General features: G+C 71.2%; 12 protein-coding genes and 1 tRNA gene. 5 read left to right on the top strand and 8 right to left on the bottom strand.

From position 1 onward, the window contains the following. The first annotated feature begins 8 nt into the window (after positions 1-8). Positions 9-542: a substrate-binding domain-containing protein gene (locus BLT72_RS19425; RefSeq protein ID WP_231930174.1), complete on the top strand. Its 534-nt coding sequence runs from the start codon at positions 9-11 to the stop codon at positions 540-542. 73 nt (positions 543-615) lie between these two features. On the opposite strand, the gene BLT72_RS19420 is transcribed toward BLT72_RS19425, so the two are convergent. Then, positions 616-1,491 (bottom strand): peptidoglycan-binding domain-containing protein, encoded by an 876-nt coding sequence (locus tag BLT72_RS19420; protein WP_091415018.1) that lies wholly within the window; start codon positions 1,489-1,491, stop codon positions 616-618. A gap of 316 nt (positions 1,492-1,807) precedes the next feature. Next, positions 1,808-3,250 (bottom strand): S8 family serine peptidase, encoded by a 1,443-nt coding sequence (locus BLT72_RS19415; RefSeq protein WP_157720577.1) that lies wholly within the window; start codon positions 3,248-3,250, stop codon positions 1,808-1,810. A 202-nt stretch (positions 3,251-3,452) separates the two neighbouring features. Here BLT72_RS19415 and BLT72_RS19410 point away from each other — a divergent pair, with 202 nt between their 5' ends. Together BLT72_RS19410 and BLT72_RS19405 are read left to right on the top strand one after the other, a co-directional pair. Next, positions 3,453-4,235 carry an N-acetylmuramoyl-L-alanine amidase gene (locus tag BLT72_RS19410; RefSeq protein WP_157720576.1) on the top strand — a complete coding sequence of 261 codons (783 nt, stop codon included), beginning with the start codon at positions 3,453-3,455 and terminating at the stop codon, positions 4,233-4,235. 113 nt (positions 4,236-4,348) lie between these two features. Continuing rightward, a tRNA-Lys gene (locus BLT72_RS19405) sits at positions 4,349-4,421 on the top strand. 82 nt (positions 4,422-4,503) lie between these two features. On the opposite strand, the gene BLT72_RS19400 is transcribed toward BLT72_RS19405, so the two are convergent. From BLT72_RS19400 to BLT72_RS19375, 6 genes are all read right to left on the bottom strand, one after another. Next, a complete protein-coding gene (locus tag BLT72_RS19400) occupies positions 4,504-5,673 on the bottom strand; it encodes a site-specific integrase (protein WP_231930172.1) in 1,170 nt (389 codons plus the stop codon). Continuing rightward, positions 5,673-5,864 carry a helix-turn-helix transcriptional regulator gene (locus BLT72_RS19395; RefSeq protein WP_091417928.1) on the bottom strand — a complete coding sequence of 64 codons (192 nt, stop codon included), beginning with the start codon at positions 5,862-5,864 and terminating at the stop codon, positions 5,673-5,675. The genes BLT72_RS19400 and BLT72_RS19395 overlap by 1 nt, the downstream gene beginning before the upstream one ends. A 20-nt stretch (positions 5,865-5,884) precedes the next feature. Continuing rightward, positions 5,885-7,432 carry a replication initiator gene (locus tag BLT72_RS19390; protein WP_157720575.1) on the bottom strand — a complete coding sequence of 516 codons (1,548 nt, stop codon included), beginning with the start codon at positions 7,430-7,432 and terminating at the stop codon, positions 5,885-5,887. A gap of 374 nt (positions 7,433-7,806) precedes the next feature. Beyond that, a complete protein-coding gene (locus tag BLT72_RS19385; protein WP_091415007.1) occupies positions 7,807-8,994 on the bottom strand; it encodes an MFS transporter in 1,188 nt (395 codons plus the stop codon). Then, positions 8,991-9,305 (bottom strand): carboxymuconolactone decarboxylase family protein, encoded by a 315-nt coding sequence (locus BLT72_RS19380; protein ID WP_091415004.1) that lies wholly within the window; start codon positions 9,303-9,305, stop codon positions 8,991-8,993. Before BLT72_RS19380 ends, BLT72_RS19385 begins: the two co-directional genes overlap by 4 nt. 74 nt (positions 9,306-9,379) lie before the next feature. Further along, positions 9,380-10,252, bottom strand: a complete 873-nt coding sequence (locus BLT72_RS19375; RefSeq protein ID WP_091417925.1) for a helix-turn-helix transcriptional regulator — start codon at positions 10,250-10,252, stop codon at positions 9,380-9,382. Positions 10,253-10,399: 147 nt separating this feature from the next. Between BLT72_RS19375 and BLT72_RS19370 the strand changes: the two genes are divergently transcribed. Next, on the top strand, positions 10,400-11,122 hold the full coding sequence (locus BLT72_RS19370; protein ID WP_091417922.1) for an SDR family oxidoreductase: 723 nt from the start codon (positions 10,400-10,402) through the stop codon (positions 11,120-11,122). Positions 11,123-11,161: 39 nt separating this feature from the next. Then, positions 11,162-12,148: an aldo/keto reductase gene (locus BLT72_RS19365; protein WP_091415000.1), complete on the top strand. Its 987-nt coding sequence runs from the start codon at positions 11,162-11,164 to the stop codon at positions 12,146-12,148. The last annotated feature ends 21 nt before the right edge of the window (positions 12,149-12,169 follow it).

The raw sequence follows: 12,169 nt of genomic DNA, 5'->3' as shown, positions 1-12,169 counted from the left end.
GCGCACAGGTGGTGGAGGAGAAGAACCTCGGCAAGGACGCGGTGATCGCCGAGATCGCCGGCATCGACTCCCTGCCGCTCACCCAGGACCGGTCGAAGGGCTTCAAGGACGCGCTCCAGGGCTGCGGGCAGGACGTCGACAACCGGGTCGCCGCCGAGTTCACCGTCGAGTCGGGCGAGAAGGCCGCGTCCAACCTCCTGCAGGCCGCGCCCAAGATCGACATCGTCTGGAACCACGACGACGACCAGGGTGTCGGCGTCAAGGCCGCGTTCGACAACGCGAGCCGGGACGAGTTCGCCTTCATCGGCGGTGCGGGCTCGGCCAACGCGATGAAGTGGATCCAGGACGGCGAGATGGCGGCCACCGTCATCTACCCGCCCACCCAGGCTGCGGACGGGATCCGACTGGCGCGGCTGATCGCCCAGAACAAGGGGCTCTCGGACCTGGTCCAGGTGGAGGTGCCCAAGCGCATCGTGCTGAACGCGCCGGTCGTCACCAAGGACAACGTGGAGCAGTACCTGCCCCTCGGCTTCGAGTCCTGACCGCTCCTGCCGGCCGGACGCCCGCCGCCCCTCAGGGTCGGCGGGCGTCTGACCCGGTGGGCCGGTGCCGGGCTCAGACGATCCCGGCGTAGCGCTCCCAGGTGGTGAAGGGGGCGCGGTAGCGGGTCGGGGTGTTGTCCTTGGCGTGGCCGGCCAGGCCGTTGCGGCCGACGTAGTAGTCGGCGACCTGGTCGCGGTTGGTGTAGCGGCCGTTCTTCTGCCACAGGTCCGTGTCGCCGATGGCGGTGGCGTGGATGTGGGCGGGCCAGCAGCCGCCGCACTGGCTGGGCAGCCGCAGCCAGGCCGCGAAGCCGACCTTGCGGAGGGCCTGCACGGTCTTCCAGCGCTCGGTGGTGCTGAGGCTGCTCACCTTGATGTCGATGGTCCCGCCGGCGTCGTGGGTGCCGGCCGAGGCCTTGGCGCAACCGGCCTTGGTGAGGATGCAGTACGAGCCCTGCGAGACGGTGATCTTCCACGCCAGGGTGGCGTCGGCCGCCGTCAGCATCTGGCGCGTCCGGGAGTTGACGCGCTTCGTGCCGTACCGGTCGTTCCGGCTGCCGACCTGGACCACGCGAGCCACCGCGAAGCGACCCTTGCCCAGCCGGGCCAGCGACTGCGGACCCGGGATCCCGTTGGCGTCGACCCCCTTGTAGCCGAGGGAGCGCTGGTACTTGATGTAGGCGGCGGTGGTGGCGCGGCCGTAGTGGCCGTCGGCGACGACGCGGAAGCCCTTGGCGGTGAGGGCGCGCTGGACCAGACGGGTGGAGGGGTCGTCACCGAGCCCCGGCTGGTTGCCCCGGTAGCCCTCGACGTGGGCCGCGGCCGTCAGCGCCGTCATGTCGACGACGGGGAGCACGGGGGCCGGCGCCGCGTGGGCCGGAGCAGCGACGACCACCAGGCCCAGCAGGGTGAGCAGGCTGAAGAGGGGGAGTGCGAGCTTGCGGAGCATGGGGGAGGTCCTCGTTCGGTCGCCCGGTCGCCCGGGTGCGGTGCAGCGGGGCGGCGCCTCGCTCGGGGATGGGTCCGCCCTGCCCCCGCAGGTCAGCAGCCGTCGGCTGCGGTGTACCGGACCACGCGGGAGACAGTACCGATGGATCGCCGTTCCTGTTGTTTCAGTCATGTAACAGTCGTCCCAACTGTCACATGACGAACGTCCCGGTCCGGTTGCTCCGGAGCCGGACCGGGGTGCGGGGCCCCGCCCCAGGGATGGCCTGACGGCCAGCCGGCACGTGGCTGGTGCGTCCCAGGCGACGGGGACCGCTGGGTCAGCGGAGCTTGGGGACCGAGGTGCTCATCGGCGCGCCGGCGCCCACCGCGTTCACAGCCCGGACGGTGAACGTGTAGGCCGAGCCCTTCCGCAGCCGGGGGAAGGTGTGGCTCCGCGTCCCGGCCGAGACCGTCACCGTGACGGGACCCTGGCCGCGCGCGTCCTTCCCGTTGCGGGTGACCCGGTAGCCGGTGACCGCTCTGCCGCCGTCGGCGACGGGGGTCGACCAGGAGACGGTCGCCGTCCTGGCACGGTCGTTCTTCTTCGCGGCGACCTTGGTCGGCTTGCCGGGGGCGGTGACCGGACCGGTGTAGAGCAGGCGGTCCGGGGAGCCGGCCCGGTCCCGGACGGCGTCCGCGCCGGCGGTGCGGGTCAGCGCCCCGACCGCCTGGGCCGGCGTCGCGGTCGGGTGGGCCCCCAGGTAGCGGGCGACGGCCCCCGTGACGTGCGGCGCGGCCATCGAGGTGCCGCTCATCACCTCGGTCGCGGTGTTCGAGAGGTTGGAGGCGGAGCGGACCGCGACGCCGGGCGCGAACAGGTCGACGCAGCGACCGCGGTTGGAGAAGCGGGCCCGCCGGTCGGCGCTGTCGACGGCGGCGACGGTGATCGCGGCGGGCACCCGGGCCGGGCTCACGTCGCAGGCGTCACCGTTCTCGTTGCCGGCGGCCACGACGACAGGGATGCCGGCCCGGACCGTCCGCTCCACGGCCTCGTCCAGCTCGTCCAGGGCGGGGCCGCCGAGGCTCAGGTTGACGACGGCGGGGACGTCGGCGGCGACCTCGGCCACCCAGTCGAGGGCCCAGATGATGTCGCTGGCGTAGCCCGCGCCCTCGCAGTCCAGCACTCGCACCCCGACCAGGGTGACGCCCTTGGCGACGCCGTAGCCCGCGCCGCCGATGCTGCCGGCCACGTGGGTCCCGTGGCCGTCGCAGTCGGAGGCGTCGTCGTCCAGGTCGACGAAGTCGTAGCCGCTGACGGCCCGTCCGCCGAACTGCTGGTGCCCGAACCGCAGGCCGGTGTCGAGGACGAAGGCGAAGGCGCCCTCACCGGTGGTGTCGTAGCGGTAGGTCTTGTTGCCGGCGACGGGCCGCTGGTCCAGGCGGTCCAGGGCCCAGGGTGCGTTGGTCTGCACTCCGGTGGCGTGGAAGAGGCGGTCGGGGACGACCTCGGCGACCTCGTCGGAGGCGCGCAGGCGGCGCGCCTGGTCGGCGGTGAGCGTCGCCGCGAGGCCCGGGAAGACCTCGGAGTAGACGTGCTCGACGTCACCCCCGAGGCGGCGGACGTCCTGCGCCGCGTCGTCGGCGCCACCGACCGCGTCGGTGCGGACGATGTAGCGGGCCGTGGGCCCGGACTCCGGGGCCGCGTGGGCGGGCAACGTCAGCCCTGCCGAGACGGACGAGACGAGGGCGGCGGCGGCGAGGGCGCCGGTCAGTCGGTTCATGCGGGTGCTCCTGGGGACGTCGGGGGCCGTCGAGCGGTCGGCCCAGGCTGACCCGGGCACCTCCGGCCGCCGTCAGCTCCGGCCGTGGGTCCCCTCAGGATCGGCTGAGGACGTCGGGCTCGTACCGCCGGCGGCCGGGGCGCGGCGCGGCGCGGTTAGCATCAGCTGCTGCCTCGGGGGTCTGCTGACGGAAGGTCCCCCCGTGTCCCCTGCTCGTCGCCTCCTGGCGGCCGCCGCCTCCCTGCTGGCCGCGGCCGCGCCGGTCCTGGTGCCGGCGGGCAGCCCGGCCGCCGCGGCGCCTGCCGTCGCCGCCTCACGACCACTGGCGGGCAAGGTCGTGCTCATCGACCCCGGCCACCAGCTGGGGAACGCGACCCACCTCCGTCAGATCAACCGGCCGGTGGACGCCGGCGGGCTCCGCAAGCCGTGCAACAGCGTGGGGGCCGCGACCAGCGGGCACTACCCGGAGTCGACGTTCACCCTCGCGGTGGCGGAGCACCTGCGGCGCCGGCTGGTCGCCCAGGGCGCCACCGTGCGGCTGACGCGGACCACGGACTCGAAGCGCGCGTGGGGCCCGTGCGTGGACGTCCGGGGCCGGATGGCGGGGAAGGTCGACGCCGACGTGCTCGTCTCCCTCCACGCCGACAGCGCCCCGGCCCGCTTCCACGGCTTCTTCATCATCCGGCCCGCCTACCGGAAGGGCATCACCGACGACATCCACCGCGACTCCCGCACCCTCAGCAGCCACGTGCGGGCCGGCCTGGGGAGGGCGGGGGTGCCCCGCGCCAACTACTACGGAGGCGACGGCTACGACACCCGCGACGACATGGGCACCCTGAACCTGAGCGCGGCGCCCGCCGTGATGGTCGAGCTGGGCAACATGCTCAACGCCACCGACGCCCAGCACATGCGCTCCGACCGCTTCTGCGACGACGTGTACGCGGCCGGCCTGGCGCGCGGTGTCGCCGGGTACCTGCGCCGCTGACCGGTCCGGTCGAGGGCGGCACGGTCTGCCATGATGGGGCCCGGGCACAGGGGTCCGGCGGCACGTCTGAGGGGGAGCTCCCCACAGGGTTCCGGTCGACGCCTCGATGTCTCGGGCCTCTAGCTCAACTGGCAGAGCAGCGGACTTTTAATCCGCGGGTTGTGGGTTCGAGTCCCACGGGGCCTACAAAACACCTAGCCAGCGCTACTTGAGGCCGACGCTAGCCCTACGGACGCTGTCACCGGGGACGAATGCGGGGACGAATGCATCAACTGCCCTCCGTGTCGGCGTCAGTCGGCGAGGGCCCATAGGACTCCAGGGCAGCCAGGTTGCCTGCGTTGGCGACTCGCCGGCCGAGGTAGACGTCCTGTGTCATCGAGACCCGCGAGTGGCCCAGCTGGTCAGCGATCATGCGGGCGCTGGCGCCGCTGCCATCGAGCAGGGTCGCCACCGTCTTGCGGAAGGTGTGAGTCTTCACCCACTCGAAGTCCGACCCGTCCCGCACCCGCCGGAAGGCCTTGCCGACGTTGCTCCGGTCCCGCCAACCACCTTTCGCGTCGGCGAACACCGGACCGTCGAAGGCGCCAAGCCGCACCCGACGCGCCTTGAGCAGGTCGACGCACCACGACGGCAGCAACAGTCGGCGCTCAGACGCCCGCGACTTCACCCGCTTCGCCACCAGCCCCTGCCCCTGCACGCGAATGATGGTGCGCTGCACCGTCACCGACCCGACGACCAGGTCGAGATCGGCCCAGGTGACCCCGAGCGCCTCCCCGAGACGAAGCCCGGTGGCCAGCATGAAGCGGGCCAGCTCCGGCAGCTCGAGCCGCCGAGCGAAGTCGTCAGCGTCGAGCAGCGCCAGCCAGGAGACCACCTCCTCGGCCGACAGCGCCCGAGCCGTCCTGTCCCGGTTCTGCTCGAGAGGCGTGAGGTCGCGCACCGGGTTGCTCACGATGGCCCCCTGACGAACGAGCCAGCCGCAGATCCCGGACAGCACCGAGCGTGTGAGCTTCGCCGTGGCGTAGCCGCGGTCAGCCAGCACCGCTTGGACGAACCGGTCGAGCCGCGGGGTCGTCAGCTCACCCAGTCTCAGCGACCCGACTCCGGGCGAGATGACCCGCTTCACCAGGTAGCGGTACTCGTCCAACGTCGAGGGTGACCGAGCCCCGCGCTGCACCTGACCCTCGAACGTGGCCAACCACAGGGCGGCCGCTTCGTCGAAGGTGCTGCGAGCGGTGAAATCCGCACTACCCGTCATCCCCAACGCATCGCTGTAGGCCTTGAGCGCCCTTCGCGAGGCCTCTGCGCGGGACTTGCCGGCCCGCTTCAGCCGATGGCCCCGACCGGCGTGGTCGCGGTACCGCAGGTAGGCGACGAAGCCCGATCCCTCTCGGACTACCGAGAGCCCGCCGTGCTCGCCGAGCCCGAGAGGCTTCATCAAGCCACCTCCGTGGACAGCGAGGCCACCCAGTCGCGGACATCCTGCTGCCGGTAGCGCAGGAGCCGGCCCACCCTCCGGCCAGGCGGACCAGTGCCCGCGCTGCGCCACGCGTACAGCGTGTGCACCGGCACCCCGAGGTACTCACTCACGTCCTTGACCGACCAGAGCCGGTCAGCGATCTGCGCCATCCGTTCCACCTTCCACGTCGTCACTGAGCTGGAGTCCTACGCTGCGCCGCTCTTTCCTGGGCGTACTCGCGGGCTCGTGCGGCAGCGGCGGTGGCCAGGGCGGTCTCGCCCTCGTCGGCCCAGCCGGAGCCGAGATAGGACCAGCGGCCGACGACGAGGGTGCTCTCCTCCTCATCAGCGAGCAGGTCAGCTTCGAGGCTCGCCAGGTCCAGCGGGGTACCGGTGGCACGGCTGGCAGCGATGCGCGCCTGAGCGCGTTGCCGGGCGCGGCGCAGCTGGCCGAGGGTGATCGAGTAACGGCGGGACTTGGTCGCGAAGTGGCCGCGGAACCCGAGCATCCGCCCCCAGTGCCCCAACAACTGGTAGGGACTGTGACCGGTGGCGAGGGTGGCCACCTGGGCGCGGAGGTCCAGGTCGGCGATGGTCGTATGCAGCCGGCGGTGGTGGGCAGTGGTGGTCGCGACGTCGTCACTGGCGGTCTTCGTGGAGTACTTGGCCAGGTAGCCGGCAACCTGGGCCGCAGTGAGCGCCTGGTCGTCATCGGGACGGTGGGAACGGACGACCCGCACGTCGAGCTGACGACCGAACACCAGCCGTCGGGGCACGTCCAGGTCGTCGACCGCGGGCACGTGCAGCTGCACCGCAGACGCCGCCTCGGTCACCAAGCGGGCGAGCAGGTCGGCCGTCACCGCACCCGGCGGATTCGTGACCCCGTCGGTGGTGCGGGGGCCATCGAGGCGGATGAGGGCGTGGAAGTGGACGGCCCCGCGGCGTTGGAACTCCGCCACCTTGGCGTACTGCACCGTCGCCACCTCCGGCAGCGCGAGGGCGGGGATGCCGAGGTGGTGGGCGAGGCTGCGGTGCAGGGCGATCGTGAACCGGCGCCACAGGTCCGGGGCAAACCACTGCCACACCACGTGCGAGGCGTAGTCATAGCAGTCCGCACACAGCGGCTGCCCCAGCAGGCCAGCAGCCCTTCGGCCCTCGACGCCCTCGGCATGGACGACCCCGCAGTCGAGCGGGCGGCCGTGCGGGCACCGGCGGGTCGTGTCGGCGGGGTGGCACCGACCTGACGTGTGGACGCGGCCGAAGGAGGGGGCGGTGAGGGTGACGAACAGCAGCGGATGATCGCCCACCGACTCCGGGACGGTCTTGCCCCCGGTCACGCCGGCGCGGATGAGGTGGAACATGTCGGCGGCGTAGAGCCGGGAGCAGGACGGGCACTCCGACGCCCGACGGTTCCCGCACCGTACGTGCACCACCCCTAAGGGGTGATCGGTGCTGGAGAAGCTCGACAGCACCTCACCGGTCGTCGGGTCAATGCGGTCGGAGGTTCCGCGGAGTCGGACCGGTCGGACGCAGTTGCCGACCCTGGCCAGGGTGTCGGCCCAGGCGCCGAAGTTCTTCGACACCAGCCGGGCCAGGACCAGCTGCGACACCTCAGGGCTCAGGTTGTCGAGCTTGAGGACACCGCGGTCAGAGTCCTCATCGTCGTCGCGCCGCCAGACGCGGTCGTGGTCAGCCGCAGGTCGGGGCTCGAGCGTTGAGAGGTCCACGGTGACGATCACCACCCAGAGGGTGTGCCGCGCGGCTAGTGCGAACCCGCCGCGCGGCACACCCGGTCTTGAGGGTGGCCGACTACCGCCGCCACGAGAGGGGCGAGGCCTTCGATGCGGGGGTTCGCAGCCGCACCGAGACGCAACAGTTCAGAGGTGTTGGCAGCCAGCGCAGCAAGTGAGGCGTTTTGTGCGGCGAGTGTGTGTAGACCCGTAGGCCAGGGTGGGGAGCCGACCCCCAGGCATTAAGCCGTGGTGTTTGTGGCGCGCGTTCAATCTGCTAAGACAAGCATGACACACGCCCCTGACAGAACCCGTGGCTTGCTGACCCAAGAGGTACGAACGACATGCCGAGGGTCATCTACCGCGAGCAGCAGGGACGTTGGTCACGTAGTCGAGTCAGCTACCTGAGGCCTCTGCGCTGGCCGTCGGCTGGCGACGCTGATGACGACCAGTGCTGCGGCGGTGACGACGGCGCAGCCGAGGAAGATGCCCCGATTACCCAGCACCGTGAGGGACCCGAGAGCGATCAGAGGCCCAGACACGATGGCACCGATGCGGCGGGTGTTCATGTAGAGCCCGGTCGAGAGCCCGGGCCGCGGGATCATCTGCTGGAACAGCGGCAGCCCGACGCCGGCGATCGCGGCGAACGCCCAGGCGTTGAGGGGTTGCAGGATGAGCAGGAGGACTGGCCCGGGTGTCGCGGCCACCCCCAGGTAGTAGGCGATGCCGGCGAGGGTGCCGGTGGTGAGCAGTCCGAAGCTGGAGTAGCGCGAGCTGAGTCGGCCGATCAGGATCAGGGCCGGCACTTCGAGGCCAGCGGCGACTCCGAGCGCGATGCCCGCCCAGACCACGTCGACGCGCAGGGTCTCGGTCACGTAGACGGTGAGGATCGAGGTGACGGTGGCGTTCCCGGCTTGGAGCAGCACGAAGGCCGCCACGACCAGGACGACCGCAGTCCGGTTGAGGCCGAGGTCCTCCTCCTCGAACGTTGGTTTGGCGCCCGCCGAGCTCTCGGACGCGAGGGTGCGTCGGTGCTGGGCGGAGAGAGCCGCAGTAGCCGTGATGCCAAGGACGGCGACGGCGGCAAGGGCGAGGAGGATCGCTCGTTCGCCGAGGATGCCGATGATGAGGGTGGCCAGCGGCGGTCCTCCGACCCAGGCAATCGAGACGATGGCGCGGGTGTTGACGATGTCGGCCGGCTTCGCGCCGGCGTGGCGGAGGTGGGCGTAGAGCAGGCTGCTGCCGACCCCGGCAGGGCCACCAACCAGGACCAGGGCGAGGACCGCGACGGGCAGGGAGGTGGTGCTGGCCAGCAGCGGGGCGAGGAGCAGGGTCAGGACGCCGCAGCCGACCATCGGGCGCAGGTAGTCGCCGTGGCGGTCGGCGTAGGCGGGCACCACCAGGGAGGCGATGAACCCGCTTGCGTTGTAGACCGCGAGGACGACGCCGACCTCGGCGGTGGTCGCGTCGTAGAGGCTGACCAGGATCAGCGCCAAGGCCGGGTTGAGGAACGCGATCTGCAGCCCCCACAGCAGCGCGGTGGAGGGGACCAGTAGCCGGCCAGACTTCACTCGGCGAAGACGCGCTTGGCGACCTGCAGGGCGGACATGGCCTTCGGCCAGCCGGCGTAGAAGGCGAGGTGGGTGAGGGCTTCGACGAGCTCGGTCTCAGTGAGGCCGTTCTGCTTGGCGCGGGCGAGGTGTCCGACGAGCTGTTCGGTGCTGCCCGAAGTGACGAGGCTGGCGACGGTGATGAGGCTGCGGTCGCGCTTGGAGAGCTCGGGGCGTTCCCAGACGTCAGCGAAGAGGACGTCATCGGTCAGCTGGGCGAGCTTGGGGGCGATGTCGCCGACGGCGCGCTGGGCGGGGGTTTGCTCGGGCATGGTGTGTTCCTTCGTCGAGGGCGTGCGGATCCAGCACCAGGCGAGGCTGGCACCGGGAGCGGTTGTAGGGGCCGTCAGTGGTCGAAGTCGGCGGCGGCGGCTTCCCGGGTGGCGGCGAGGTTGCCGAGCAGCTGGATCCGTTCCTCCGTGGGCGACCCGGCGACGGTGGTGTAGGCGTACAGGGTGCAGCCGGGATGGTCGGGCAACTCGAGGCCTTCGAAGGTGAACTCGAGGTCGCCGACGTCGGGGTGGTGGATGCGCTTGGTGCCGCTGCGGTGGAAGCGGACGTTGTGCGCCGACCAGCGGAGGCGGAAGTCGTCGCTGCGGGTGACGAGCTCACCGATGAGGTCAGTGAGTGCCTTGTCGTGCGGGTGCTGCCCGGCGGTGGTGCGCAGGGAGGCGGCGATGCTGTTCGCGCCCTGCTCCCAGTCGGGGTAGAAGCTGCGCGACAAGGGGCTGAAGAAGGTGAAGCGGGCCAAGTTGGCGCCGTTGCTGGGGTCGTCGAGCATCGGCGCCATCAGCGCGCGGCCGAGCGCGTTGGTGGCGAGGAGGTCCTTGCGCTGGTTGACGACCCACGCGGGAGCTCCGGTCACGGCGTCGAGGAAGCGTTGCAGCGACGGCCGCACAGTTCCGTCGGTGGCTCGGGGGCGGCGTCGGGCCAGGGCCGGGGTGGCAGCCCGGGCGAGGTCGCGCAGGTGGGCGGTCTCGGCGTCGTCGAGCTGCAGGGCGGTGGCGACGGCGTCGAGGATCTCGGGTGAGACGCCGGTGAGGTTGCCGCGTTCCATCTTGGCGTAGTAGTCAGTGCTGACCGAGGCGAGCATCGCCACCTCCTCGCGCCGCAGCCCCGTCACCCGTCGGCGGCCGCCAGTGAGCAAGCCCGCCTGGTCCGGGGTGACACGAGCACGGCGAGTGCGGAGGAACTCGCGTACCTCGGCCTGGTTGTCCATGACCTCCACGCTACGAGGGATCGTCTCCGTGGAGGAGTGACTGCTGGTACACGGATAACCCCGCACTCCCACACCCTGCCCATCAGCACTTCACTAGTTGGTGCAGCCCTCAGGGGCTGAGGACCACCAGCGAGAACGGAAGTGCTCATGACTGCCACCCAGCCGGTCGCCGTGATCACCGGAGCCTCCTCCGGCATCGGTGCCGCCACCGCCCGCAGCCTTGCCGCTGCTGGCTACCGCGTCGCGTTGCTCGCGCGCCGTCTCGACCGGATCACCGCCCTGGCGGCCGAGCTCGGCGACGGCGCCCTCGCGATCGAGGCCGATGTGACCGACCGCGACGCCCTCGTGGCCGCCGTCGCGCGGGTCCAGGCCGAGCTCGGGGGAACCGACGTCCTGGTCAACAACGCTGGCGTCATGCTGCTCGGCCCGTTCTCAGCCGAGCAGCGGAACGACTACCGCCAGATGGTCGAGGTAAACCTGCTGGGGGCCATCACCACCACCGAGGTCTTCCTCAACCAGCTGAAGGACGGTGGCGGGGACATCGTCAACATCTCCTCGGTCGCCGGCCGCACCGCCCGTGCCGGCAACGGGGTCTATGCCGCCACCAAGTGGGGCATGAACGGCTGGTCGGAGTCCCTGCGCCAAGAGCTGCTGCCCGATGTCCGCGTCACGCTGATCGAGCCCGGCATCGTGGCCACCGAGCTGTCGACCCACATCACCCACGAGGAGACCCGGCAGGGTGTTCAGCAGGCCTACGACGTCGCCGAGGTCACCCCCGACGACGTCGCCGAGATCATCGCCTTCACCCTTGCGCGCCCGCGGCGGCTCGCCATCAACGAGGTCCTTCTGCGCCCCGCCGGCCAGGCCTGACCTCCTCGTCCCTTCGTCTACCAGCTAGGAGCCAATCCCATGAACAAGCGAACTCTCGGTACCAGCGGCCTGGAGGTCTCGGCCATCGGCTTCGGGGCCATGGGCCTCAGCCACGGCCTCGGCCCGGCCGTCGACGACGAGCACGGGATCACCGTGCTGCGCGCTGCGGTCGACCTCGGCGTGACCTTCGTCGACACCGCCCAGGTCTACGGCCCCTTCACCAACGAGACCCTCGTCGGCAAGGCGCTGGCCCCGGTGCGCGACCAGGTCGTCATCGCCACCAAGTTCGGCTTTCCCCTCGACCCCGGCAGCCCGACCCCGCTGAACAGCCGGCCCGAGCACATCCGCGCCACCGTCGACGGCTCCCTGCAGCGCTTGCAGGTCGAGAAGATCGACCTGCTCTACCAGCACCGCGTCGACCCCGACGTCCCCATCGAGGACGTCGCCGGGACGGTCAAGGAGCTCATCGACGCCGGCAAGGTCGGCCACTTCGGGCTGTCCGAGGCCGGGGTCGACGTCATCCGCCGCGCCCACGCCGTCCAGCCCGTGACCGCCCTGCAGAGTGAGTACTCCCTGTTCTGGCGCGAGCCCGAGGCGCAGATCCTGCCCACCCTGATCGAGCTCGGCATCGGGTTCGTCCCCTTCAGCCCGCTCGGCAAGGGCTTCCTCACCGGCGCCATCGACAGCGCCACCCCCTTCCCCGAGGGAGACATCCGCAACACCCTGCCCCGCTTCACCGAGCAGGCCCGGATCGACAACCAGGCACTCGTCGAGCTGGTCACCACCGTCGCGGCCCGCAACGACGCCACCCCCGCCCAGGTGGCCCTGGCCTGGCTTCTCGCCCAGCACCCCACAATCGTCCCGATCCCCGGCACCACCAAGGTCCACCGGCTGCAGGAGAACACCGCCGCCGCCGACCTGCAGCTGTCGCCGGCCGACCTCGACGAGCTCACCGCCGCCGCCGACCAGATCGACCTCAGCGGCGATCGCTACCCCGCCGCCATGCAGCAGTGGATCAACCGCTGACCACCAGCACCGCACCCCACC

The organism is Friedmanniella luteola (assembly GCF_900105065.1).
Lineage (GTDB): Bacteria > Actinomycetota > Actinomycetes > Propionibacteriales > Propionibacteriaceae > Microlunatus > Microlunatus luteolus.
Note: the sequence above shows the minus strand (reverse complement) of the source record. Positions and strands in the feature narration are given on the sequence as shown.